The sequence below is a fragment of the Nocardia sp. CA-119907 genome, assembly GCF_050955995.1.
Lineage (GTDB): Bacteria > Actinomycetota > Actinomycetes > Mycobacteriales > Mycobacteriaceae > Nocardia.
Genome location: NZ_CP192091.1, coordinates 631,670 through 655,808, shown reverse-complemented (window position 1 = coordinate 655,808; position 24,139 = coordinate 631,670). Strand labels below are relative to the sequence as shown.

The following is a 24,139-nucleotide window of genomic DNA, read 5'->3' as shown; positions in this document are numbered from 1 at the left end:
TCAGTCGATTTCCAGCAGCCCCTCGTCGACGGCCCATTTGATCGTCTTCTCCAGTTGCGCACAGGATTCCGGCCGCCCCGGGCCGTAGCCCTGCGCACTGAGCTTGGCGAAGACCGGGCAGCGCGCGGCCGGATTCTCCGTCCATTGCACTGAGGTCTGGTGCGACGAACTCTTGCGCACCAGCACCTCGCTCTGGCAGGACTGACACCGCAGCGGCGTCAGCCCCTCCTCCAGATAGCGCTGCTTGTCGACCACGGTCTGGGCCTGCACCGCGGCCCGCCGCGCCGGTTGGTCGGCGAAGTCGGGTGCTTTCGCCCAGGTCGCCGCCATCAGACTCCCGCTTCCGCTTCCCGCTTGCGCCGCAGATTTTCGGCGACCTCGGCCTCCCATGCCTCATTCGCCTTGGTGGTATCCACCTCGAACTCGAAGCGCTGGGTCATCTTCTCGGTCACATCGGCCAGGTCGACATAGAACTGGTCGTACCAGCGACGCAGCTGATAGACCGGCCCGTCCTCCTCGCAGAGCAGCGGGTTTTCGACCTTGGACTTGTGCTTCCAGATCTCCACATCCTGCAGGAAGCCGACGCTGATGCCTTCGGTCATCTTCGCCGCGAGCTTGTCGGCCATATCGCCGTCGACGCCCTTCGGCTTCTCCAGCGAAACACCCCACTGCAGGACGAAGGAATCCTGAGTGACCGGGTAGTGGCAGTTGATCAGGACGCTCTTGACCTCGTATCCGCTGTAGATATTGATCAGCGGATTGATCATGTACGACGGCCCGAAGTACGACGCCTCCGACTTCAGCAGCGTATCGCCGCCATACTTGGAGGCCATGCCGATATCGGGACGCCCCTTGGTCTCCAGGAACTGGGTGGCGATATGCCCCTCGAAAACGTTCTTGAAGTACGTCGGGAATGCGAAGTGGATGTAGAAGAAGTGGGCCATATCCACCACGTTGTCGATGATCTCGCGGCAATTCGCGCCCTCGATCAACAGCGAGTTCCAGGTCCACTCGGTCCACCCGCTGTCGAGTTGTTCGCTCGGATTGCCATCCGCGTCGGTGTACGGGCCGACGATGTGCGGAATGGTCACCTCGGGCGGGGGCTGGCTGCCCTCGACATCGTGCCAGACGAACAGCTGTCCGTTGCGCTCGAGCGTGGTCCACTTGCGGGTCCGCGCCAGCGGCGGCACGCGCCGCGCGTAAGGGATCGCCGTGCATTTACCGTTGGTCCCCGACCAGCGCCAGTCGTGGAACGGGCAGGCGATATCGCCGTTCTTGACCTCGCCCATGCTCAGGTCGCCGCCCATATGCCTGCAGTAGGCGTCCAGCACCCGGAGTTCGTCATTGCTGTCGACCCAGACGACGAGCTTGGTGCCGAACACCTCGACCGCGTGTGGCTTGCCGTCGCGGAACGTCTTCGCCAAACCGAGGCAATGCCATCCCCGCGCATAGCGGGTGGGTGCAGAGCCCACATCGAGCTCACGGATCTTCGCACCGCTCCCCAGTGGGGTAACTGCCATCGCGATTCCTCCTCCTTCTGTACTAGAACACGTTACAAAAATGTCGCGTTCCACGCCAGCGATTCGGTCGACCACCTGCGAATCGGTGGCGAACGCCCCCGAGGGTCACCCGTTCTCGACAGAAATAAGAACCTGTTCTAGTCTCAGAGGCAAATGAGTACCGGTTACCAATCCGACCAGGCAGGAGCAGGTCCCGCGATGACGCAAGAAGTGACCGAACGGGTCGAAGCACTGTTGCCGACGCTGCGCGAGCGCGCGCAGGAGGCCGAGGACCTGCGGCGTATCCCCGACGAATCAATGAAGGCACTGCAGGAGACCGGATTCTTCCGGCTGCTCCAGCCCAAGCAGTGGGGCGGACACGCGGCCGACCCGGTCGTCTTCTACGACACCGTCCGCAAACTCGCCAGCGCATGCGGCTCCACCGGCTGGGTGGCCGGCATCGTCGGCGTGCACAACTGGCATCTCGCACTGTTCGCCCAGCAGGCGCAGGAGGATGTCTGGGGCGAGGACGACGAGGTGCGCATTTCCTCGTCGTACGCTCCGATGGGCGCGGGCACCGTCGTCGACGGCGGCTACCTCGTGAAGGGTGCGTGGGCCTGGTCCTCGGGCTCGGATCACGCGACCTGGGCGGTGCTCGGCGGTCCGGTGATCAAGGACGGCAAGCCGGTGGACTTCGGCAGCTTCCTGATCCCACGGACCGACTACCGCATCGATGATGTGTGGAACGTCGTCGGCCTGCGTGGCACCGGCTCCAATACCGTTGTGGTGGAAGATGTTTTCGTGCCGTCGCATCGGTTCCTCAGCTTCCGCGCGATGAGCGAGCTGAAGTCCCCCGGCCTGGAACAGAACACCGATCCGGTGTACAAGATGCCTTGGGGCACTATCCATCCCACCACCATCTCCGCGCCGATCGTCGGCATGGCCTACGGTGCGTACGCCGCCCATGTCGAGCACCAGGGCAAGCGGGTGCGCGCGGCCTACGCGGGTGAGAAGGCCAAGGACGATCCGTTCACCAAGGTGCGCGTGGCCGAGGCCTCCAGCGATATCGACGCGGCCTGGCGTCAGCTGTCGGGCAATGTCGCCGATGAATACGCACTGCTGGTGGCGGGCAAGGAGATTCCGTTCGACCTGCGGGTGCGGGCCCGCCGCGACCAGGTGCGCGCGACCGGCCGGGCGATCGCATCGATCGATAAGCTCTTCGAGGCCTCCGGCGCCACCGCGCTCGCGAACGGCACTCCGCTGCAGCGCTTCTGGCGGGACGCGCACGCCGGTCGGGTGCACGCGGCCAACGATCCCGAGCGCGCCTACGTCATGTACGGCACGCACGAGTTCGGGCTCCCCGTTACCGACGGCATGGTTTAGGCGTGACCGAGCGCAGCGAGGGCACCATGGACACAGCACCACCGGTCGCAGCGGAACCGAGCGCCAGCGAGGTGCAGCTGTGACCGAGCGCAGCGAGGGCACCATGGACACAGCACCACCGGAAGAGAGCGCCAGCGAGGTACGGCTGTGACCGCGACTGCCGAGCTGACCTACGCTTCGACCTCGCGGTACGCGCAGGTGCGGCCCGAGATGCGCCTGCACTACCACGAGGCCGGGGTTGGCAATGGCCCGACGATCGTGCTGCTGCACGGCGGCGGGCCCGGTGCCTCCTCGTGGTCGAACTTCGCCCGCAATATCCCGGAGCTGGCGCGCGACTTTCACGTACTGGCCGTGGATCAGCCGGGCTTCGGACGCTCCGATAAGCCGACCGATCATCCGCAGTACTTCGTGCACAGCGCCTCGGCGCTGCGGGATCTGCTCGATGCCCTGGATATCACCGGACGTGTGCACCTGCTGGGCAATTCGCTCGGCGGCGGTACCGCGGTGCGGTTCGCGCTGGACTACCCGGATCGGGCCGGCAAACTGGTGCTGATGGGTCCGGGCGGGTTGAGCCTCAACCTGTTCGCGCCGGACCCGACCGAGGGCGTCGCGCAGCTCGCGAAGTTCAACTACCAGCCGACCAGGGAAAATCTGGAGGCGTTCCTGCGGATCATGGTCTTCGATCAGTCGCTGATCACCGATGAGCTGATCGAGGAGCGTTTCGCCTCGGCGAGCACACCCGAGGCGCTGGCCGCGACCAGGGCGATGGGAAAGTCGTTCGCCGGATCCGATTTCGAGCAGGGCATGATCTGGCGCGAGGCCTATCGGCTGCGTCAGCCGGTGCTGCTGATCTGGGGCCGGGAGGATCGGGTGAATCCGCTCGATGGCGCACTGGTCGCGACGAAGATGATTCCACGGGTGCAGCTGCACGTATTCGGTGCTTGCGGACACTGGGCCCAGCTGGAAAAGTTCGATGAATTCAACCGGCTGGCAACGGATTTCCTTGCCGGTGCGAAGGAGAAGTGATGAGCATTCGATCACTGGCGTATCTGCGCATCGAGGCCACCGATATGGCCGCCTGGCGCGAATACGGCCTCAAGGTGCTCGGCATGGTCGAGGGCAAGGGCGGCGATCCGGCGGCGCTGTACCTGCGCATGGACGACTTCCCGGCACGCCTGGTCATCGTGCCCGGCGATAAGGACCGGCTGCAGGTCTCCGGCTGGGAGACCGCCAATGCCGCTGATCTGCAGGACATCCGGGACCGGCTGGACGCGGCCGGGGTGCCGTTCAAGGAGGGCACCGCGCAGGAGAAGGCCGATCGCCGGGTCTACGACCTGATCTCGTTCGAGGATCCCTCCGGCAACACACTGGAGGCGTTTCACGGTGCGGCACTGGAACATCGGCGCGTGGTCAGCCCGTACGGGCACCGGTTCGTCACGGGCGAACAGGGACTCGGCCACGTGGTGCTCAGCACCAAGGACGACGCGGCCGCGCTGACCTTCTACCGCGATGTGCTCGGCTTCCGTTTGCGTGACTCGATGCGGCTGCCACCGCAGATGGTCGGACGTCCCGCCGATGGTGAACCGGCCTGGTTGCGCTTCTTCGGCTGCAATCCGCGGCACCACTCGCTGGCCTTCCTGCCCATGCCGACCCCGAGCGGCATCGTGCACCTCATGCTCGAGGTGGAGGGGTCCGACGATGTCGGGCTCTGCCTGGATCGCGCGCTGCGCAAGAAGGTGAAGATGTCGGCGACGCTCGGCAGGCACGTCAACGACAAGATGCTGTCGTTCTATATGAAGACACCTGGCGGATTCGATGTCGAATTCGGCTGTGAAGGTTTGGAAGTCGATGACGACGACTGGATCGCCAGGGAATCCACCGCGGTCAGCCTGTGGGGTCACGATTTCACGGTCGGACAGCGGCAGCAGTAATAGGTGACAGGGCGAGCGACCAGACCGGCGGGAAGACCATGACAATCGACGAATACCCGGCGATCGACGGACGGCAGTTCCGAAATGTATTGGGGCAGTTCTGCACCGGCATCACGGTGATCACCACCTTCGATGCCGACAGCGCCCCGATCGGCTTCGCCTGCCAATCCTTCGCCGCCCTGTCCCTCGAGCCACCCCTGGTCCTGTTCTGCCCCACCAAGACCTCCCGGTCCTGGGCGGCCATCGAACAGTCCGGACGCTTCTGCGTGAACGTCCTGGCCGAAGAGCAGCAGCAACTGTGCGCCCGCTTCGGTTCCCGCGAACCCGATAAGTTCGCCGAAACCAGCTGGCACACCTCGGAACTGGAGCTCCCGCTCCTGGACGATGCCCTGGCCACCATCCAGTGCAAGGTGGACAGCGTCGTCGACGGCGGCGATCACTACATAGTGATCGGCCGAGTGCTGGCCCTGTCGGAGTCGACCAGCTCCGGCAGGCCGCTGTTGTTCTACCGCGGCCAATACACCGCCATCGAACCGGAAAAGACCGTCCCCGCCCCCTGGCGCCATGACCTGGAGCATTTCCTCACCACCACAACGTTGGACACCTGGCTCTAGGCATACCTCACTGCTCGAATCGAATCGTGTTCGCGCGCTGTGTCATTCGTCGGCACAGTCAACCTACTGATTCACCTGCGGCCCAACCCGAAGTAGCTCGGGTTGGGCCGCAGGCGTATTCGGGTGGTCAGGTTGTGGGGCGGGTGCTGCGGAAGGTGAGGGCGACTGCGAAGGTCAGGGCGGCGATGCCCACCGCTGCGGCGAAGGCGGTGGTGATGCCGCTGACCAGGGCGTGCTGTGCCGAACCTCCGGCATTGCGGGAGGCGGTGCCGAAGACCGTGACCAGGATGGCGAGGCCGAGGGAGGCGCCGGTCTGCTGGAGGGTTTGCAGTGCGCCGCCCGCGGCACCGGCTTCGGCCGGGGGCACGCTCGACATGATGATCACATTGAGCGGCGAGAAGGCAAGGCCGATACCGCATCCCATCAGGATCATGGCGATGAACAGCAGTGGGAAGTAGCCGCTGTCGACCGTCAGCCGGGTCAGCAGGGCCAGACCGGCCGCCATCGACATCGTCCCGACCACGGTCACCGGTTTCGGACCGAAGCGCGGCAGCAACCGCGGGATCAGCCGGATCATGGTGAACATCAGCAGTGCGGTCGGCATGAAGGCGAAACCGGTTGCCAGCGCGGACAATCCGCGCACTTCCTGCAGGTACTGGGTGAGGAAGAAGAACATCGACATACCGGCCATCGGGCCCAGGAACATATTGGCGTAGGCAGCGGCGCGATTGCGGTCGAGGAACAGCCGCAATGGCAGCAGGGGCTGGGCCGTTCGCGCCTCGATGGTCAGGAAGGCGGCGATCGATGCGGCGCCGACCGCCAGCCAGATAACCGTCCCCGCATCGCCCCAGCCGTGTGACGCGGCGCTGATGAAGCCGTAGACCAGTGCGGCGACGCCGCCGGTGGCGGTCACCGCACCGGGCAGGTCGAGGCGCGCGGGCTGCCGCTCGACAATCGGCAGATAGCGCAGCGCGAGCACCACGACGGCCAGGCCGAAGGGCACATTGATGAACAGCGCGGAGCGCCAGCTCAACCATTCGGTCAGCAGGCCGCCGACGATGAGGCCGATCGCGAAGCCCGCGCTGGACATGCCGGAGAACAGTGCGAGCACCCGCATCCTGGCCTTGGGTTCGCTGAATGTGGTGGTCAGCAGCGCGAGGGTGCTCGGCCCCGCCATGGCACCGCCGATGCCCTGTACGACACGGGCGATGAGCAGCCAGGTCGCCGATGGCGCCAGCCCGCCCGCCAGCGAGGCGAGTGTGAACAGTGCGGTACCGGCGACGAACAGGTTGCGGCGGCCGAACAGGTCACCGGCGCGGCCGCCGAGTAGCAGCAGACCGCCGAAGACGAGGGTGTAGGCGTTCATCACCCAGGACAGATTCGTCGCGGTGAAATGCAGGTCGGTGCGGATGCGCGGCAGCGCCACATTCATCACCGTGATGTCGAGGATGATCATCAATTGGCAGGTCAGCAGGGTGACCAGCACGATGCCGGAGCTGAGCCGACCGGCGGTGGGGATGGCGGACGCACGGGTGTCCGCGGAGAGGGTGGTGGACAAAGAACGCTCCATCGCATGAGATTCAAACGGAGGGAGCCTCCGTTTCCGATGGAGCTATCATATGGAGGGTTCCTCCAGTTACGCAACTCTATCTGGAGGGTCCTTCCGTTTTCCACTGGAGGGAATATGGCAGCACCGTCGACCGGACGACCGATGCGCGCGGACGCCCGGCGCAACTACGAGCGGATCGTGACGACCGCTCAGGAGGCGTTCGCCGAACAAGGCCCCGACGCGCCGCTGGAAGAGATCGCGCGCCGAGCCGGCGTCGGCATCGGCACGCTCTACCGACACTTTCCGAGCCGCGAGGTGCTGGTCGAGGCCGTATACCGCTCCAGCATCGAACAATTGAGCGCCCGCGCCCATCACCTGCTCGAAACTCACTCGGCTGCTGCGGCTTTCGAGCAGTGGCTGCGCGAACAGGTGCAGTGGGTGATGGACAACCGCAGCCTCGCGACCACCCTGAAGGCCGGAATGGACAAGGGCTCGCCGACCTTCCAGTTGTGCCGGACCCTGATCACCGATGCGGCGGGCGCACTCCTGCAGGCGGCACAGGACACCGGCGAGATCCGTCGCGATATCGAGCCGCGCGATCTGCTCAGATTCGGCCATGGCATCGGGGTCGCGTGCGAAACGGTGCCCGAAGCCGCCGATCGGATGATCACCGTGACGCTGGACGGTATGCGCACGTCGGACTGAGCGCACTGTGGCGGAAACCGAGCGCGCTGTGGCGGAAAGCCGAGGTGTCGATCCCCATCCCATTCGCATGGGACCATCCGTTTTCAAGACGGTGACGAACGCCGGTCCGCATGACTTTCCGTGATGCCGCGGAAAGACGAGGGCACGATCCCCAAGGCTTACACCTCGATTCGCTCAGCAGGCGATCCCAGACGCGCGTCTGGTTGTCTTTCCCCGGTGCGCCCGGTAGGGATCGAACCCACGACATCCGACTTAAAAGGACGGAGCTCTACCAACTGAGCTACAGGCGCATAGCGACCTCGACGGGAATCGAACCCGCGTAGTTCTGATCGACAATCAGAGTGCTCGACCAACAGAGCACGAGGCCATCGCGGTTTCTGAAGGATTCGAACCTTCGACACCTCGGGCTTCAACCGAGTGCTCTGCCAACTGAGCTGAGAAACCTTGCAGCTGCCACTCGCGAGTGGAAGCCGAATGCGGCGGGTGACGCAGATCGGAATCGAACCGACGTGGTGCCTGAATGAAAGTCAGGTTGCCCATACCAGCAGAGCAACTGCGCCGAACGGTAGGAATCGGAAAAGGAAGAAGGGCCGCTCCCGGCTCTTGCCCGGTGCGACCCGTTGCGACACAGAAAGAGCTGTATCACGGACCGCCCGAGGCACTGCTATCGGAAAAGTCGTAGAACGAAATCGCCTGCGCGGAACGACTTTCCGAGGCAGCATCGAAGAAGCGCTCACGCCCTTCGGATTTCGCCTTGGTGGTCATTGCCGGATCCCTTCCCTGAACTCGTTGAATCCACGGTAAGCAGGCCCGCACGCGATCGCAACCGAATTATCGGATCGCACTCGCGGCCGGTTAGGTGTGCGACGTACACGTGGCGGCATCCGGCAATTCTTCGGCCAGGAAGACGGTTTGGGCCATCATCTTGAAACCGGACATCTGTTCGCGGAAGACCTCGATGGACTCTTCCGGGTGCACCGAATCGATGACCGCGTGTGGGCCGATGGCATTGAACTGGTGGCTGACACCGCGCGGAATCTGCATATCGACAAAGGAGCAGGGCGGGACGATCAGGTTGTATCTGGTGCGGTGCAGGCCGGGCGGTGTATCCGGTAGTTCGTCCTCGAATTCGCTCGGCACGAAGGGCGTAACGCCGACAACGTTGGTCACCCGGAACGGCGAGAGGCTGCTCACCCGGATGTGGGTGTCGGGGCCGGTCATCATCCGGACGAAGCGCAGGCCGGTGTGCAAATGCATGCGCGAGCAGATGCCGCGTTCTTCGGCATTGTAGAAATCCATGATGTAGCGGTCGGCGACGAAGCCGTCGAAGGGGGTTTCGATCATGTAGACATCACCCTCCTCGAAGGTCTGGGATCGGATGATGCCATCCGCGTCGGGGGCGGTGGCGGCACGACTCGCCTTGGCATTGCGGACTATCTGGGCGAACGCCTGGACGACCACCGCGGCGACCTCGGCCGGAAATTGCGCGACGGGCGTGACGACATTGCCTCCCGCATCCCGGAATTCGGCGAGGTCGTGGATCTCGTTCTCATCGTCTGCGCGGTATTTGATTCGGGGATCGGACATGCGGCTCCTCGGTGCTACTCCAACGGACGAATGCGGTCACGGCCCCACGTCGAAGGACCGCAACCACAGCTCCAACGACAGCACCAGCCACAACTTGCCGCCCTGCCGCGGCAGCAGCGCACCGTCACCACGCAACCACGACCGGATGGTGTCCTCCCGGAACAGACCACGCGCCCGGGCGGACGAGCCGAGCAGCAGGTCGTGGCCGAGTTCGCGTAGCGGCCCGGAGAGCCACTGCTGCACCGGAACTCGCATACCACTCTTCGGGCGGTCCACGATGGTGGCCGGAAGTAGATCTCGCACAGCCTGTTTGAGAATCCACTTCTCGCTGGTACCGGCCAGCTTGTACCGGCCGGGCACGCGGAAGGCGTGGTCGATCACGGCGCGGTCGAACAGCGGCGCGCGTCCCTCCAAACCGCTTGCGGCGGTGAGCCGTTCGACCTTGGTCAGAATGTGATGTGCGCCCTTGGTACGCAGATTCGTATGCAATAACTGGTTGAGCAGGCTGGTCATCCGGCCCTGGCGCAGGTACGGAGCGATCAGCTCGGTCAGCGGCGGTGCGTCGGTGAGTGCGGACAGCACATCGCGGCTCAGTAGCACCGGCAGATCGCTGTAGCACTTGCGGTAGCTGTCCAGATAGGCCGAAGCCCTGGCATCGGCAGCCGGATCGTCGCGGGACAACTCGAAGATCAGCATCGGCAGGTTCTTGGGACCGCCGAAGACCGGGTCGCCGCCCTCACCATTGAGCACCACTCGCATACCGTCCGCGGCAACGGCTTCGGCGAGCATCAGATTCGGTACGGTGAGCGGATCGCCGACCGGGCAGTCCAGCAGCGATACCGTCTCCGCCAGTCGCGATGCGACCGTCGTACCGGGGACGGTGAGTACCCGATGTTCGGTATTGCAGTGCGTGGCAACGAGTCCGGAGTAGGCGAGTTCGTTCGGTGTGGTGCCACCGAAGCTGATGGAATACGACCGCACGCGCTGATCGTGCAGCTTGGCGGCAAGGGCGGTGACCAGGCTGCTGTCGATACCGCCGGAGAGCAGCACCCCGACCGGTTCACCCGCGGGCAGGCGCCGGGCGACCGCGTCCTCGAGCAGTTCACGCAGTTCCAGCACGTGGTCGGCGGCCGAGCGCGCATCCTCGACTTCGATCGGCTCCCAGTAGGTTTCCTCGGTGATCGAGCCGTCGTCGTGCAGGCGAACACAGCGGCCGGGCAGGACCTCGTTGATATCGCGCAGCAGCGTCTCGCGGCCCGGCAGGTAGGCGAAGGTGAGGAAGGACCGGACCGCGGGTAGATGCAGTCCGGTGCGCAGTGCGGGCCATCGGTGCAGTGCACGTAGCGATGTGGACGCGGCCCAGCCGTGGCCTGCGCGCGCATGGAATAGCGTGCGGGTGCCGACGTGGTCGCGGAGCAGCACGAGATCGGCACCGTCTGCGATGGCCAGTGCGAACATGCCGTCGGCGTCGGCGATTCCGTCGAGTCCGAAACGGGCGTAGCAGTGCAATAGCAGTTCGCCGTCGGCGCAGTCCGGCGATATGCCCGCGCCGAGTCGAGCGCGCAGCCGGGCCGCGTTGAACAGCGTGACCTCACCGACCGCCGTCAACTCGCCGACGGTGAAGGGCCCCGCCGCGACGCCGGGACCTTCGAGCAACCCCAGCGCATGACGACCGGTGACCGACACCGGATCGCCACCGACCGCCCGCACCTGACCGGCCGGGTCATCGGGAGTCTGGAAAGCACACCAACGAGACATTGTTCCCCTCAGCCGAAATCGCCGCCGTCGTCCCCGGCGTCATCGTCCCAGCCGCCGTAATCGCCACCCTCGTCACTGGAACCGGACGACTGCGCGACCGCCTGTCGACGCAACTCCTCCTCTTCCTCCACCGTCAGCGAAATCGGCGGCATGACCAGCGCACCGAGCAGTGCGCCACCCGCCACCGCGGCCAGAATCCCACCGAGCCGACCACCGAACGAGGACCGATTCACCGTCAGCACACCGTCACCCCACAGCGTCCGCCCGAAACCCGCCTCCCGCCCGTACACAACGGATCCATTGCGATACAGACGTTTCACGATCTTCGGACCGAGCGCCTCATCGGTCCCAGAGCCGCCCCGATCATCGCGCCACGACACCACCCCGCGCGCATCACGAGTCCGCCACTCCTGACGCCCATCGGCATAACGCCGATGCACAGACCCGTCAGCAAGCAATTCATCGGTATAGGTGACCTGCCGATGCTCCGACACAGCACTCCCCTTCCCTGTCTCGGGCCAGACCAACAAGCCCGTTGTCCTGCATAGTTCGATCACGTGCGTTATCGGCACGCGCACCCCGCAAACCGGGCGATGCACAGCGCCACACCGGCGGCCCGCTCGATTCAGCGGCCGCGCCACAGCCATGTTCTCCCCTTGATCGACCGGCCGGCAGCACACCCTGCTGACCCATGGTGGCGTGGAAACTCATGCGGCGGGCCAGGACAGGAAGCCTGCGTTTCGGGCGCGGCGTAGCTCGGTGAAGGTGGGTCGGGGTGGGCGGACCTCACGGACGAGGCGGTGGACAGTGCGCAGCAGCGAGGCCGGGCGCACCGCTTCGACCTCGACGTACCGGCCGCGGCGCAGCCATGCGCGTTCCCACGAATCCACCTGCGCCACCATCGCGCTCAGTGCAGGGTCGCCGTGGGACTCTTCGCGTTCCCACGAATCGACCTGCGCAGCGCCCGGCGATGGGTCACGGTGCAATTGTGCAGGTCCGGACAAATCCGCCTGCGCCGCTATCGTGTCCAACCCAGGATCGCAGTCCAGCTCGTCGCGCTGGCACTGATCCATCTGTGTCGCCTCGGCGTTCAGCGCTGGGCCGTGGCGCAACTGTGCACGTTCCATCGAATCAACCTGCGCCACAAAAATGTTCGGCACCGGACCATGGACATCGGGTAGGTGCAGTGTGCCTGCCTGGCGTGGCCGTAGGCCCAAGGGGACGACGCGTACGCCGTCGGGGATTTCGGTCAGTTCCCTCAGTCGCGCTGGGAAGGTGAGTCCGGTGGCGCTCGCATCGTGCAGTAGATAGATGGTGCCCCGGACGCTTGCGAGCATGCCTGCGATACCGGGATCCAGGGGTAGTTCGGCTGCGCTGAGTACCGGGCATGCGGATTCCATCGGTAACCCGTTGGCGCGCAGCATTTGTGCGATTGCGTCCGATTCGCAGACGAGCAGCCGTGGTAGGCCGTAGTCGAACAGGTCCGGTTCGGGTGTGTGCCGTCCGGCTCGGGTGGCCTTCGGTGGCGCGATCGTCAAAAGACCCGGCACCTCGCCGTGGCGGTCGAGCGCGGTGCGAAAGGACGCGTAGCTCAGCGGTGCGGGGACCGTGAAAGCGAAGCGTCGTGGGATCCGATGCACAGGTGTGAGGATTCGGCACACCTCGTAATAGAGCTGGCCCTCGGTGAAGCGGATACCGCTCGGTGCGGCGGCTCGCTCGGCGGCGATGCGCAGCAGCCGATCGAGCATATGCTGTTTCACCCGGTCGGCCACGTGAGGAAACCTACCTCGCGGGCCCGCCGCCGCTCCGGATCGCCCGCATCCTCGACCCGCTCGACCGCCCGTTGCAGCACGGCGAGCAGTTTCGCTGGCGGAATCGCGGCGATCGGCGACCACCACCCTTCGGCGAGCCATTCGATCTCCGCCGCCGAGAGCGGTTCCCCGCGCAGGAATGCGGTATCGGACTCGGGCGGTCGGGGCTCACGCAGCCGCAGCGCCGATGCATTGGCCAGTACCGCGCGCGGCCACAGGCCGACCGGCACGACCCTGGGTCCGAGCGCAGCGCGCGCCTGCCCGACCAGCGCGACACCGGTCAGGCTGGCATCGTGCAGCACGATCACCGGCACACCCGGTGGCAGCCGATCGATGCGATCCGATAGGGCCATATCCCAGGTCCGCGACACCTCGTTCGCGGCAAGGCATGCCAGCACACTCACATCCGGACACAGCACGGCGAATCGAGGACGCTGCACGGCTGGTGGTTTCACCAGTGATTCGTCCACCGAGCCGGGCGGCGGACCGTTATAGATCGAGGTCCACCGGCCGATCACATCCCGACGGAAGACGTTGTACGGCACCGGCATTCGCACGGAGGCGACATTCAGGAACCAGGGCCGCGCGGACTGCATTCCGACAATGGCCAGCGCAAGCACCAGCGCGCCGAGCGGAATCACCACCCCCGCCGGTACCGCGCCACTGACCATCAGGAAGAACGCCACCACCACAATGGCCACCGAAACCCCGATGCGCACCCGCTTGAACACCTGCAGCACATCCGGAACCTTCTTGCGCCCGGCCGCATACCAGAGCTGCGTCAAGGTGTACCGCAGCCCCCGCCCGTCCCCGAGCCGCTCGGCCAACTTGCGCATCCGAATATCGTGCAGCCCGAACGGACTCTCCTTCGGCTCGAGCGCGAACTCCCGCTTACACGTCGAACAGCGCCGCCCCCCGCGCTCCTTGCGCAACAAATTCGCATTGCAATGCGGACAGATCACGCCTCATAATCTCCGATTCCCCCACCCCCCGCGACCCCAAATTTCCAATGTTCACCCACCCGCCAGCAACCGACCCACATCCCGTCGGCACCGCGCACAAGTACAGCCTGCGCAAGGCACCGTGACACCCCGTGCAAGGCCCCGCCCCGTGGAACCCGCGCACAACAGCATTCACCCGCCGCCGGAGGCTGGCGCATATCCAGCGGGCACCGCGCACAAGTTACAAGCCTGTGCGAGGTACTCACTGGATATGCGACAGCCGCATGCAAAGGGCCGCGACCGTTGCGGACTGGCTGCGGCCTTGCCGTCCTGGGACCAGCCGGAGACGGAGACGCCTCACGCCAAAGCTCCAGGCGATATCGATCAACTGGTCCTCTTGGCCGCCAACCAATTTGCACTTGCCCGCACGCACCAGACATTTCACCCGCTTCCAGAGACTGGTGCATATCTACTGGGCACCGCGCATAAGTTGCAGCCTGTGCGCGGTGCCCACTGGATATGCGGCACCCGATGCAAGGCCGCGACCAGTTGCGGACCGGTCGCGGCCTTGCGGTCCGGGTCAGGCGGAGACGGCGGCTTCGCGTTGGAGTTCGAGGGCGATATCGATGAGCTGGTCCTCTTGGCCGCCGACGAGTTTGCGCTTGCCGGCGCGCACCAGCATCTCGGCGGCGGAGACGCCGTAGCGTTCTGCCTGACGTTCGGCGTGCTTGAGGAAGCTGGAGTACACGCCTGCGTAGCCCATCATCAGTGCCTGGCGGTCCAGCAGGCATTCCTGCGGCATGACCGGACGGACCACATCCTCGGCCGCATCGGCGATCGCGAAGAAGTCGATACCGGTCTTGATGCCGAGTTTGTCGCAGACGCCGACGAATGCCTCTACCGGAGTATTTCCCGCACCAGCGCCGAATCGCCGTGCGCTGCCGTCGATTTGCTTCGCGCCCGCGCGAACGGCGTAGACGGAGTTGGCAACAGCCAGGTCCAGGTTCTCGTGCCCGTGGAAACCGACCTGGGCGTCATCGCCGAGTTCGGCGACCAGCGCGGCAACCCGGTCCGAAACCTGTTCGAGCACAAGCGCACCCGCGGAGTCCACCACGTAGACGCACTGGCAACCCGCATCGGCCATGATGCGGGCCTGCTTGGCCAGCGCCTCCGGCGGCTGGGTATGCGACATCATCAGGAAGCCGACAGTTTCCAGACCCAGCTCGCGCGCGAGACCGAAATGCTGGATCGACACATCCGCCTCGGTGCAGTGCGTGGCGATGCGGCAGATCGACGCACCGTTGTCCTGGGAGATCTTGATGTCCTCCTTGACGCCGACGCCCGGCAGCATGAGCACCGCGATCTTGGCCTGCTTCGCCGTCTCCGCCGCGATCTTGACCAACTCCTGCTCGGGAGTGTGCGAGAAGCCGTAGTTGAACGACGAGCCGCCGAGTCCGTCGCCGTGGGTCACCTCGATGACCGGCACCCCGGCACCGTCCAGCGCGGTGACGATATTGCGCACATCGTCGGCGGTGAACTGGTGGCGCTTGTGGTGCGAGCCGTCACGCAGCGAGGTATCGGTGACGCGGATGTCGAGTTCTGCTGAATAGACCATATCGAAGGCTCCTTTACACCCGGGCCGACAGAATCTGCTGTGCCATGACCTCGCCGACCTGGGTGGCGGCGGCGGTCATGATGTCGAGGTTGCCCGCGTACGGCGGCAGGAAGTCACCGGCGCCCTCGACCTCGACGAAGACCGAAACCTTCGCCATACCACCGGAAACCACCGACGGCGGGTCGAACTGCGGGTCGTTCAGCAGCCGGTAGCCGGGCACGTACTTCTGGATGTCGCCGACCATCCGATGGATGGAATCGGCGATCGCGTCGGTATCGGCATCCTCGGGAATCGCGCAGAAGATGGTGTCGCGCATGATCATCGGCGGTTCGGCCGGGTTCAGGATGATGATCGCCTTGCCGCGCTGCGCGCCGCCGATGGTCTCCACACCGCGCGAGGTGGTCTTGGTGAACTCATCGATATTGGCGCGGGTGCCCGGTCCGGCGGAGACCGACGATACCGAGGCCACGATCTCGGCGTAGGGCACCGGCACCACGCGCGATACCGCCGCCACGATCGGAATGGTGGCCTGACCACCGCAGGTGATCATGTTGACGTTGGGCGCATCGAGATTCGCACCGACCAGATTCACCGGCGGCACGACCGCGGGCCCGACGGCGGCGGGCGTGAGGTCGACCGCGCGGATCCCGGCCTCGGCATACTTGGGTGCCGCGGCGCGATGCACATACGCCGAGGTCGCCTCGAAGACGAGATCCGGCAGTTCCGACTGCGCGAGCAACCAGTCAACGCCCTCGTGCGAGGTCTCCAGCCCGAGCCCGCGGGCGCGCTTCAAACCCTCGCTCTCCGGGTCGATTCCGATCATCCACTTCGGTTCCACCGTGGTGGAGCGCAGCAGCTTGTACAGCAGATCGGTGCTGATATTGCCGGATCCGACGATCGCGGCGGTGACGGTCCCCGTTTCGGACACGGCCAGCCTCCTATTTGAATTGCAAACGGACAGAACCGAGTCCGGCGAACTCGGCATGGAACGAATCACCCGCGCGGGCGTCGATGGCGCGGGTGCAGGAGCCGGGCAGCACGATGTCGCCCGCCTTCAACCGCACCCCGAAGCTGGCCACCTTGCGGGCCAGCCAGGCCACCGCGATGACCGGATCGCCGAGCACGGCATCGCTGCGGCCCTCGGCGATCACCTCGCCGTTGCGGGTGAGCACGGCGTCGATGGCCTTGATATCGATGTCTTCCGGCGCGACCCGCGCCGCACCGAGTACGAAACCGGCCGAGGACGCGTTATCGGAAATGGTGTCGGCCAGCCCGATCTGCCAATCCTTGATCCGCGAATCGATCAGCTCGATGGACGGCGCGTACGCGACCGTCGCGGCGAGCACATCGGCCTCGGTGCAATCGGCACCGGGCAGATCCGCGCCCAGGATGAAGCCGACCTCGACCTCCACCCGGGGGATCAAATAGCGCGAGGTCTCGACTGGAACGTCCTCGAATACCTGCATATCCGCGAGCAGATGACCGTAGTCGGGTTCATCGACACCCATCATCTGCTGCATGGCGAGCGAGGACAGGCCGACCTTGTGCCCCACCACCTTCGCGCCATTGTCGAGTTTGCGCCGGATATTGATCAGCTGGATCTCATAGGCGTCCACGACATCGATATCGGGATGCCTGGCGATGAGGGGTTCGATGCCGACCCGGTCGCGCTCGGCGACATCGAGTTCATCGGCCAATTCGATTCGTACCGCGTCGGACAGCACGCTAATTTCCTTCCACTGTTGTCGCTTCGGGCACGGCTGCCCGCGAAAGCGCGTCGGCACCTGCCGCGAACCTGCCCGCACGCCGACCGGAGAAAATGCAGTCGGCCAGGGACAATCCGCTGACGTAGGAGTCCGAGCAGATGCCGACCGCGGTCCGCCCGGCCGCGAACAGGCCGGGAATATCGGTTCCGAGAGCCGATTGCACGGCTCCGGTGCTCTCGTCGACGACCACGCCGCCGAGGGTGAGCATCGGGCACGGGTTGATGACGCTCGGCCTGATACCCACATCCAGCAACCAGAACGGCCCGGCCCCAACCGTTTTGGTGAACTCCGCGGGCTTGCCGACCGGATCGGGCGCACCGTTCTCGATGGCGGCATTGTGCTCGGCGACGGTGGCGCGCAGCCCGTCGGCATTGATACCGGCCTTCGTCGCGACGGCGTCCAGGGTCGCGCCGCGCACCGCGGTCCGCCGCATCGCCTCGAACTGCCCGCGCTGGAACCAGGCCGACTGAGTCCGAATCTGCGCGATCGCGGTACGCATGAGCTTGTCGTCGGCGAGCAGCCAACCCTTGCCGTCGTGTTCGGTGATCAACGCGTGGCCGACCGCGGCACCGTAGCGGGTCTCATCGATGACCCGGCGGCCGTCCGCGTCGACCAGTACCGAACCGGTAAAAGCGCTGGGCGGCAGGATGAACCGCCACGCCGAGATATTCCCCATCCGATCCGTCGCGGCACCGACCTGCTCGGCCATCCGGATCCCGCTACCGTCATCGCCGGTCGTGCCGAGTGCGAGTCCGCCGCGGTAGCGCGGCCCGTATTCCCGCAGCATGTCCCGATTCGCGATGAACCCGCCCGCGCTCAGTACCACACCGCGGCGGGCCTGAATCCGAATCGTGGTGCGGTAGCTGCGATCCAGCTTCGCCAGCCGACGCTCCAGCGCCTTGCGCAGCGGCGGGTAGTAGATGCCGGGCTTGGCGGCGATCTTCGAGATCCGGGTGTAGCGGTCCCGGACCGGTCCCGGGGCGTCGCGCAAAGTCTCGCATTCGACGCCGATCACCGTGCCGTTGTCATCGACGATCAATCGCGTTGCCTGCGTGAGGGTTTCCACCCGAACCCCGCGCCGCGCCGCGGAGGCGGCCAGCGGACCGGTGAGCTTCTTACCCGAGGTGCCCTTGCCCTTGACCCGGTGTCCGCGCTGCGCGGGCGTCGCGACCTCGCGCCCGTAACCGGAGACCTCACTGCCCGAGTAGTAGAGGTAGTAGCTGTCATTGGGATACGACGTCTTGTACGGACACAGCGACGCCTCGAACGGCACCCCGTGCCCCTTCAGCCATTCGATCATCGCGGGGCTCTCGGCGACGAAGCGCCGCAGCGTCTCGGGCTTGACGGCGGTGCCGACCTCACGCTCGAGATAGGCCAGCATCTGCTCCGGTGTATCGCGCACACCCGCCTCGTGCTGCACCGATGTGCCGCCGCCCGCGTAGATGATGCCGCCGGACAGCGCCGACGCGCCGCCACCAGCGAAGCGCTCCAGCACCAGCACCTGCGCACCCGCATCCGTCGCTTCCAGCGCGGCCGCCGCACCCGCGGCGCCGAATCCGACGACGACCACGTCGGCGGCCAGGTCCCATTCGAGGCCCATGTACATCACTCCGGTCAGAAACTGAAACAAGTTTTCTCGACGAATGGAACGCCGAGCAAGTCTTCTGCCACTCAACATAGACCAAATGCGCCCCCATTCTATAACGTGTTCTACATGACTGATCCGGTTAATGACCCACACAGCTACGATGTGGTGGTGGTTGGCAGTGGTGCTGCCGGGATGACCGCCGCCCTCGCCGCAGCCCACCATGGACTGAGTGCGGTGATCATTGAGAAGGCCGCGCACTACGGCGGGTCGACCGCGCGCTCGGGTGGTGGTGTGTGGATCCCCGGCAACAAGGCGCTCGCGGCGTCCGGCCGTCCCGATGACCGCGAGGATGCGCGCACCTACCTGCACAGCATCATCGGCGATGTGGTGCCGAAGGACCGGATCGACACTTATATCGACCGAGGTGCGGAGGCCTTCGACTTCGTCCTCGACCACACTCCGCTGAAGATGAAGTGGGTGCCCGGCTACTCCGACTACTACCCGGAGGCTCCGGGCGGCCTCGGCGATGGACGCTCGTGCGAACCCGCGCCGTTCAACGCGAAGGTCCTCGGCGAGGAGCGGTTCGATCTGGAGCCGCCGTATGCCAAGGCTCCGCTGAACGTCGTCGTCATGCAGGCCGATTTCGTCCGGCTCAATCTGATCCGCCGCCATCCGAAGGGCATCATGCGGGCGATGCGGGTCGGCGCCCGCACCTACTTCGCCAAGTGGACCGGTAAGCACATCCTCGGCATGGGGCAGGCCATCATCGCCGCCATGCGCAAGGGGCTCCTGGACGCGAATGTGCCGCTGCTGCTGAACACTCCGCTGACCAAGCTCATTGTGGAAGACGGCGTGGTCACCGGCGTCGAGGCCGAGCACGACGGCGAAACGGTGCGGTTCACCGCCAAGTACGGGGTGGTGCTGGCCAGCGGCGGTTTCGAGCACAACGCCGAAATGCGCACCAAGTACCAGCGCCAGCCCATCACCACCGAGTGGACCACCGGCGCGGCCGCCAATACCGGCGACGGCATCAATGCGGGCATGGATGTGGGCGCCGCGGTCGGCTTCATGGAGGATTCCTGGTGGGGGCCGACCATCTTCAAGGGCGGTAAGCCCTGGTTCGCGCTGGCCGAGCGGAATCTGCCCGGCACCATCATGGTCAACGCCGACGGCAAGCGATTCGGAAATGAGTCCGCTCCTTACGTCGAGGCTGTGCACACCATGTACGGCGGCGAATATGGGCAGGGTGAAGGTCCGGGCGCGAATATCCCCGCGTGGCTGGTTTTCGACCAGCGCTACCGGAACCGCTACATCTTCGCCGGATTGCAGCCTGGTCAGCGGTTTCCGTCCCGCTGGATGGAAAACGACCTCATTGTCAAGGCCGATAGCCTCGAGGAGTTGGCGACCAAGATCGGGGTGCCCGCGGACAATCTGGCCGCGACCGTCGAGCGGTTCAACAAGTTCGCCGAGACCGGTGCGGACGAGGACTTCGGCCGCGGCAACAGCCACTACGACCGCTACTACGGCGATCCGACCGTGAAGCCCAACCCCTGCCTCGCGGGGCTCGTACAGGGTCCGTTCTACGCGGCCAAGATCGTGCCCGGTGACTTGGGTACGAAGGGCGGTCTGGTCGCCGATACCGCCGGTCGGGTGCTGCGCGAGGACGGCAGCGTGATCGAGGGTCTGTACGCCTCCGGCAATAGCGCGACCCCGGTGATGGGCCACACCTACGCGGGCCCGGGCGCCACCATCGGCCCCGCGATCACCTTCGGCTATATCGCGGTACTGGATATCGCCGAACGCAAGAAGCAACTGTCGGCCGAGGCAGCCGCCGAGGCGTGAGCGACCGAGGGGGCGTCTCACCGAGCGGACGCCCCCTTGCCCACGCGGACGCGGTCGCCGCAGGATCGTGTCGAGGCAACCGTCCCCGTGAGCGACGAACCGCAGGCCACCTCGCCGGACCGCATCCGACCAGGACCCGGCCGCACCGGGCAGCGGAATCTGTCCACAAGCATTCACAAGGAGAACTCGATGCCCATCGATCCGAAAATCGCCCTCGGCGCGGAACTGCCCAGCCGGGAGTTCGCCTGGACGCCGTCGGATGTGCAGCTGTACCAGCTGGGACTCGGAGCGGGCACGCGCTGGACCGATGCGGCCGAACTGCGTTACCTCGACGACCGCACCCCACAGGTGCTGCCGACTTTCGCCACCGTCGCGGCCACCTTCCACGACACCGAACCCCCGAAGGTCAAGTTCCCGGGCATCGATATCGATCTCGCGAAGGTGGTGCACGGCCACCAAGAGGTCGAGGTGCACCGCCCGATTCCGGCCTCCGGCAAGGCCACCAGCACCGGACGCATTACCGAACTGTGGGATAAAGGCTCCGCCGCCGTTGTCGTACAGGAGCACACCGTCACCGGCTCCGACGGCGAACCCCTCTGGACCGCCCGCTCATCCATCTTCGCCAAGGGCGAGGGCGGCTTCGGCGGCGAACGCGGCCCGAGCACGAAGACCGAACTCCCCACCCGCATCCCGGATTTCGACGTCACCACCCCAACCCTCCCCCAGCAGGCCCTGCTCTACCGCATGTGCGGCGACCGCAACCCCCTGCACTCGGACCCCGAATTCGCCCACGCAGCAGGCTTCCCCAACCCCATCCTCCACGGCCTCTGCACCTACGGCATCGTCTGCAAAACCGCCACCGACACCGTCCTCGATTCCGACGCGACCCGCGTAACCGGCTTCCGCGCCCGCTTCGCAGGCGTGCTGTACCCCGGCGAAACCATCCGCACCCGAATCTGGCGCGGGGATGGCGAATTGACCATTGCCGCAACGGCGGTCGAGCGCGATGACGCTCCGGTTCTCGGCGACGTCACCCTGCGCTTCCAGCCCGCCTGAGCCCCGCGCGAGACCGGAACGTCAGGCGCGACTGTCCGGGTCGCGATCGGCGTGTGCAATCAACCGATCGCGGCCCAGCTCTACGACTGAGTTCTCGGCAAGAAGCCCGACAATGTCGTCCATGTGCTCGGCAAAGATCTGCAGCAGGGCATTGTTGGTGATATTGCCCGTCGAAACGATCAACAACCTGGACGGACACCCGTAGAGCACATGGCCGACCCAGAAGTCGCGATCTTTGCTGACGACCACACGGTTCTCACGATCCGCAAGTTTCGCGATGTCGTCATCGGCCGTGCGGTTTCCTTGCTCGAGTTGAGATGTGTGCACGATATCGTGCCCCGCCGCCGCCAGAAACATGGCCAAGCGCCGAGGCAGCTGGGCGTCGACGAGGAACTTCACGCCGCGTTGAAAGGTATCGTCGTCTGCTGGGCGGTCACGATCGCAGCGTACTCGAGCGCCGCCAGCACGTCGTCACCTTCGAGGTCGGGATAGTCCGCGAGAATGTCGTCGATGCTCATGCCTGCTGCCAGCAACTCGAGGAGCATCTCGACGGGATACCGGAGGCCACGCACCACCGGCTTACCGTGGCAGACGGCAGGGTCGGAGGTGATCCGTTCCAGTCGGGACATGCGAACCACTCTACCTATACGGGTGCCCTGACAGCTTGCTCATCGAGGCAGGCTGACCGGCTGTTGTGCTTCTGCCCCATTACGTCTGCGCCGTTGGGCGACCCCCTGGATCACCATGGCGTACAGGAGGATCACCAGGATCGGCGCGGCGACTGGGACCCAGGCCAGGCGTAGGGGGAGCAACGCGGCGCAGACGGCGACGGTGGCGAAGGCTACCGCGCCGGCTACCGAGGGCACCGTTGTCGGGACTACGCCTACCGGGGCGGAGACGGTGGCGGTGTTCAGGAGGTAGGCGGTGGCCACCAATCCGGTTGCCGCTGCAGCCAGTACGCCGGTGTCGGCGGCGGCCAGTACGCCGATTGCCAGCAGTACCGCGGCGACGGCGGGGAGGCGGAACCACCAGCCTGCTACTACGAGTAGGACTGCGGGGATGCCTGCCCAGGGGGTCATCAGGGTTACCGAGGTGACCAGGAGGACGCCGGAGAGGATGGCGAGGAATCGGATCATCGGTGTACCCGTACGGTTCGGCGGTGGTCGGGGATCAGGCGCATTACCTGGTCCAGGCGGGCGTCTTCGGTCCAGGCGACGATGTCGACGCCGACGGTGCCCATATCTCGATACATCGAGGCGCGCTCCAGACTCCACATTCTGGCGAGGGTTGGGTCGAGCTCTTCCTGGAAGGGGGTGCCGCGCAATACATCGACGACCACGACGACATGGCCGCGTTTGCGCAGGTCGATCAGGGCCAGGGCGAATTGGGTGTCGAGGAGGGTGGAGAAGGCGACGATGATGGCGCCGAGTGGGACGGCGGCGTGTGGGGCGAGGGTGCCGGTGGTCGGAATGTGCTCATCGCCGACATCGAGGACGGTGTCCACGATCCGATAGAACTGACGCCGCCCGATATCGGGGCGCAGCCAGCGGGGGGACTGACCGAGGCAGACGACCGCGGTGCGATCCCCCGCCTGCAATGTCGATTGCACCACCTGCGCCGCACCGCGCACCGATAGCTCGAGGGAGTCGGTCGCCGGGCCCGCTGCCTGCTGCGAAGTGTCGACGAGCACAACCACATCCGCGGATCGGTTGGTGAGCCGCTCGGTGACGTACAGTCGCCCGCGCCGGGCGCTGACCGGCCAGTTCACGATCCGCAGCTGATCTCCGGGCGCGTAGGCGCGGATATCGGCGTACTCGACGCCCGGACCGTGCTTGCGGGTGAGGTGGGTGCCGAGCCGTTCGGGAAGTTCGGTGCGCGGCAACTTCATTCGCTGCGGATCGGTGATCGGATAGACGAAGAGCTGACCTGCCGGCAGCACGGCGGTCGCGACGGACAGCCCCGCCGGGCTGAGCGCGGAGACCCGGACCGATAGCGGATAGCGACCCCAGCGGTCCGCCGTCAAGGCCAGCCGCAGCCCGGCGGGTGCCGTCCCGGAATCGATCGCCTCCTCGATTTCGATTCCGAGGCCGGCGGACTTCTCCGGAGTCAGCCGCAGCAGTGCATGGCCCGATTCTACGAAGGCGGCGATCGTCGTCACGATCTCCTCGGTCTCGAAGCAGCGCAGCGTGCCGCCGCCGTCGACAAGGATCCGGGTCGTCGACTGCTGCCATGGCGCGGTGGCGAGCACACCGAGCAGCGGGGCCGCGAATACGACCAGCTGCCAGCGGCCGAGCACCACCGCGAGCACCAGCGCGACGGCCGCGGCCACCGCCAGCATGAACACCAATGGGGCCGGGCGCCAGCGCAATTCGGCCTCGACCGAAGTGCTGACATCCCGGTGTCGCGCCCCGCCGGCCATCGGCTCGTCGCGGCTCGGCCGTCGCGCGTCATAGGCCCGGGCCGCCGCGATCCCCTGAATAACGGCGCCCGGCTC

The 24,139-nt window shown here is 65.7% G+C and carries 24 protein-coding genes, 5 tRNA genes and 1 pseudogene; 7 read left to right on the top strand and 23 right to left on the bottom strand.

Features of this window, described 5'->3' with window-relative positions:
- Nucleotides 1–330, bottom strand: coding sequence for a hypothetical protein (locus ACQP2D_RS03085; protein ID WP_433682204.1), 330 nt, complete (start codon nt 328–330; stop codon nt 1–3).
- A complete protein-coding gene (locus ACQP2D_RS03080) occupies nt 330–1,520 on the bottom strand; it encodes a Rieske 2Fe-2S domain-containing protein (protein ID WP_433682203.1) in 1,191 nt (396 codons plus the stop codon). The genes ACQP2D_RS03085 and ACQP2D_RS03080 overlap by 1 nt, the downstream gene beginning before the upstream one ends.
- 198 nt (nt 1,521–1,718) lie before the next feature.
- On the opposite strand from ACQP2D_RS03080, the gene hsaA reads away from it, so the two are divergent.
- The 4 genes from hsaA to hsaB all read left to right on the top strand — a co-directional run bounded on the left by hsaA (nt 1,719) and on the right by hsaB (nt 5,427).
- Nucleotides 1,719–2,882 carry a 3-hydroxy-9,10-secoandrosta-1,3,5(10)-triene-9,17-dione monooxygenase oxygenase subunit gene (gene hsaA / locus ACQP2D_RS03075; protein ID WP_433682202.1) on the top strand — a complete coding sequence of 388 codons (1,164 nt, stop codon included), beginning with the start codon at nt 1,719–1,721 and terminating at the stop codon, nt 2,880–2,882.
- A 147-nt stretch (nt 2,883–3,029) separates the two neighbouring features.
- Complete coding sequence (gene hsaD / locus ACQP2D_RS03070; protein ID WP_433682201.1) at nt 3,030–3,908, top strand: 4,5:9,10-diseco-3-hydroxy-5,9,17-trioxoandrosta-1(10),2-diene-4-oate hydrolase; 879 nt, start codon at nt 3,030–3,032, stop codon at nt 3,906–3,908.
- Nucleotides 3,908–4,813, top strand: a complete 906-nt coding sequence (gene hsaC / locus ACQP2D_RS03065; protein ID WP_433682200.1) for an iron-dependent extradiol dioxygenase HsaC — start codon at nt 3,908–3,910, stop codon at nt 4,811–4,813. The genes hsaD and hsaC overlap by 1 nt, the downstream gene beginning before the upstream one ends.
- 38 nt (nt 4,814–4,851) lie before the next feature.
- On the top strand, nt 4,852–5,427 hold the full coding sequence (hsaB, locus tag ACQP2D_RS03060; RefSeq protein ID WP_433682199.1) for a 3-hydroxy-9,10-secoandrosta-1,3,5(10)-triene-9,17-dione monooxygenase reductase subunit: 576 nt from the start codon (nt 4,852–4,854) through the stop codon (nt 5,425–5,427).
- Between the two features lie 127 nt (nt 5,428–5,554).
- Here hsaB and ACQP2D_RS03055 read toward each other — a convergent pair whose 3' ends face one another.
- Nucleotides 5,555–6,985 carry an MFS transporter gene (locus ACQP2D_RS03055; RefSeq protein ID WP_433682198.1) on the bottom strand — a complete coding sequence of 477 codons (1,431 nt, stop codon included), beginning with the start codon at nt 6,983–6,985 and terminating at the stop codon, nt 5,555–5,557.
- 126 nt (nt 6,986–7,111) lie between these two features.
- Here ACQP2D_RS03055 and ACQP2D_RS03050 point away from each other — a divergent pair, with 126 nt between their 5' ends.
- Entirely contained in the window at nt 7,112–7,681 is a 570-nt protein-coding gene (locus ACQP2D_RS03050) for a TetR/AcrR family transcriptional regulator (protein ID WP_433682197.1), read from the top strand.
- Nucleotides 7,682–7,710: 29 nt separating this feature from the next.
- Here ACQP2D_RS03050 and ACQP2D_RS03045 read toward each other — a convergent pair.
- From ACQP2D_RS03045 to ACQP2D_RS02970, 16 genes and pseudogenes are all read right to left on the bottom strand, one after another.
- Nucleotides 7,711–7,801, bottom strand: a tRNA-OTHER gene (locus tag ACQP2D_RS03045).
- 97 nt (nt 7,802–7,898) lie between these two features.
- Nucleotides 7,899–7,971, bottom strand: a tRNA-Lys gene (locus ACQP2D_RS03040).
- Between the two features lie 4 nt (nt 7,972–7,975).
- Nucleotides 7,976–8,048 (bottom strand) — tRNA-Asp (locus ACQP2D_RS03035).
- Nucleotides 8,049–8,052: 4 nt separating this feature from the next.
- Nucleotides 8,053–8,125: transfer RNA gene (locus tag ACQP2D_RS03030), tRNA-Phe, on the bottom strand.
- Between the two features lie 40 nt (nt 8,126–8,165).
- Nucleotides 8,166–8,241, bottom strand: a tRNA-Glu gene (locus ACQP2D_RS03025).
- Between the two features lie 82 nt (nt 8,242–8,323).
- Nucleotides 8,324–8,446 (bottom strand): hypothetical protein, encoded by a 123-nt coding sequence (locus ACQP2D_RS03020; protein ID WP_433682196.1) that lies wholly within the window; start codon nt 8,444–8,446, stop codon nt 8,324–8,326.
- A 90-nt stretch (nt 8,447–8,536) separates the two neighbouring features.
- The gene (locus ACQP2D_RS03015; protein WP_433682195.1) at nt 8,537–9,268 is read right to left on the bottom strand and encodes a hypothetical protein; all 732 of its coding nucleotides are present in this window, start codon (nt 9,266–9,268) and stop codon (nt 8,537–8,539) included.
- Nucleotides 9,269–9,304: 36 nt separating this feature from the next.
- Nucleotides 9,305–11,026, bottom strand: coding sequence for an asparagine synthetase B family protein (locus ACQP2D_RS03010; RefSeq protein ID WP_433682194.1), 1,722 nt, complete (start codon nt 11,024–11,026; stop codon nt 9,305–9,307).
- A gap of 8 nt (nt 11,027–11,034) precedes the next feature.
- Nucleotides 11,035–11,520 carry a hypothetical protein gene (locus tag ACQP2D_RS03005; protein ID WP_433682193.1) on the bottom strand — a complete coding sequence of 162 codons (486 nt, stop codon included), beginning with the start codon at nt 11,518–11,520 and terminating at the stop codon, nt 11,035–11,037.
- 213 nt (nt 11,521–11,733) lie between these two features.
- Nucleotides 11,734–12,798, bottom strand: coding sequence for a hypothetical protein (locus tag ACQP2D_RS03000; protein ID WP_433682192.1), 1,065 nt, complete (start codon nt 12,796–12,798; stop codon nt 11,734–11,736).
- Nucleotides 12,783–13,673, bottom strand: a complete 891-nt coding sequence (locus ACQP2D_RS02995) for a hypothetical protein (RefSeq protein WP_433682191.1) — start codon at nt 13,671–13,673, stop codon at nt 12,783–12,785. Before ACQP2D_RS02995 ends, ACQP2D_RS03000 begins: the two co-directional genes overlap by 16 nt.
- 454 nt (nt 13,674–14,127) lie before the next feature.
- Nucleotides 14,128–14,214, bottom strand: a pseudogene (locus tag ACQP2D_RS02990) (hypothetical protein); the annotation flags it as partial.
- Nucleotides 14,215–14,358: 144 nt separating this feature from the next.
- Nucleotides 14,359–15,393, bottom strand: a complete 1,035-nt coding sequence (gene dmpG / locus ACQP2D_RS02985; protein ID WP_433682190.1) for a 4-hydroxy-2-oxovalerate aldolase — start codon at nt 15,391–15,393, stop codon at nt 14,359–14,361.
- A 13-nt stretch (nt 15,394–15,406) separates the two neighbouring features.
- A complete protein-coding gene (locus ACQP2D_RS02980; protein ID WP_433682189.1) occupies nt 15,407–16,321 on the bottom strand; it encodes an acetaldehyde dehydrogenase (acetylating) in 915 nt (304 codons plus the stop codon).
- Between the two features lie 10 nt (nt 16,322–16,331).
- Nucleotides 16,332–17,117, bottom strand: a complete 786-nt coding sequence (locus ACQP2D_RS02975; RefSeq protein WP_433682188.1) for a 2-keto-4-pentenoate hydratase — start codon at nt 17,115–17,117, stop codon at nt 16,332–16,334.
- Nucleotide 17,118: 1 nt separating this feature from the next.
- On the bottom strand, nt 17,119–18,759 hold the full coding sequence (locus ACQP2D_RS02970; RefSeq protein WP_433682187.1) for an FAD-binding protein: 1,641 nt from the start codon (nt 18,757–18,759) through the stop codon (nt 17,119–17,121).
- A 105-nt stretch (nt 18,760–18,864) separates the two neighbouring features.
- On the opposite strand from ACQP2D_RS02970, the gene kstD reads away from it, so the two are divergent.
- Nucleotides 18,865–20,589, top strand: coding sequence for a 3-oxosteroid 1-dehydrogenase (gene kstD / locus ACQP2D_RS02965; RefSeq protein WP_433682186.1), 1,725 nt, complete (start codon nt 18,865–18,867; stop codon nt 20,587–20,589).
- Nucleotides 20,590–20,778: 189 nt separating this feature from the next.
- On the top strand, nt 20,779–21,645 hold the full coding sequence (locus ACQP2D_RS02960) for a MaoC/PaaZ C-terminal domain-containing protein (protein ID WP_433682185.1): 867 nt from the start codon (nt 20,779–20,781) through the stop codon (nt 21,643–21,645).
- A gap of 21 nt (nt 21,646–21,666) precedes the next feature.
- Here ACQP2D_RS02960 and ACQP2D_RS02955 read toward each other — a convergent pair whose 3' ends face one another.
- The 4 genes from ACQP2D_RS02955 to ACQP2D_RS02940 are packed head-to-tail and all read right to left on the bottom strand — an operon-like array spanning nt 21,667 to nt 24,064.
- On the bottom strand, nt 21,667–22,044 hold the full coding sequence (locus tag ACQP2D_RS02955; protein WP_433682184.1) for a DUF5615 family PIN-like protein: 378 nt from the start codon (nt 22,042–22,044) through the stop codon (nt 21,667–21,669).
- On the bottom strand, nt 22,041–22,274 hold the full coding sequence (locus ACQP2D_RS02950) for a DUF433 domain-containing protein (protein ID WP_433682183.1): 234 nt from the start codon (nt 22,272–22,274) through the stop codon (nt 22,041–22,043). The genes ACQP2D_RS02955 and ACQP2D_RS02950 overlap by 4 nt, the downstream gene beginning before the upstream one ends.
- Before the next feature lie 39 nt (nt 22,275–22,313).
- The gene (locus tag ACQP2D_RS02945; protein ID WP_433682182.1) at nt 22,314–22,781 is read right to left on the bottom strand and encodes a hypothetical protein; all 468 of its coding nucleotides are present in this window, start codon (nt 22,779–22,781) and stop codon (nt 22,314–22,316) included.
- Entirely contained in the window at nt 22,778–24,064 is a 1,287-nt protein-coding gene (locus ACQP2D_RS02940; RefSeq protein WP_433685509.1) for a DUF58 domain-containing protein, read from the bottom strand. The genes ACQP2D_RS02945 and ACQP2D_RS02940 overlap by 4 nt, the downstream gene beginning before the upstream one ends.
- Nucleotides 24,065–24,139 lie beyond the last annotated feature (75 nt).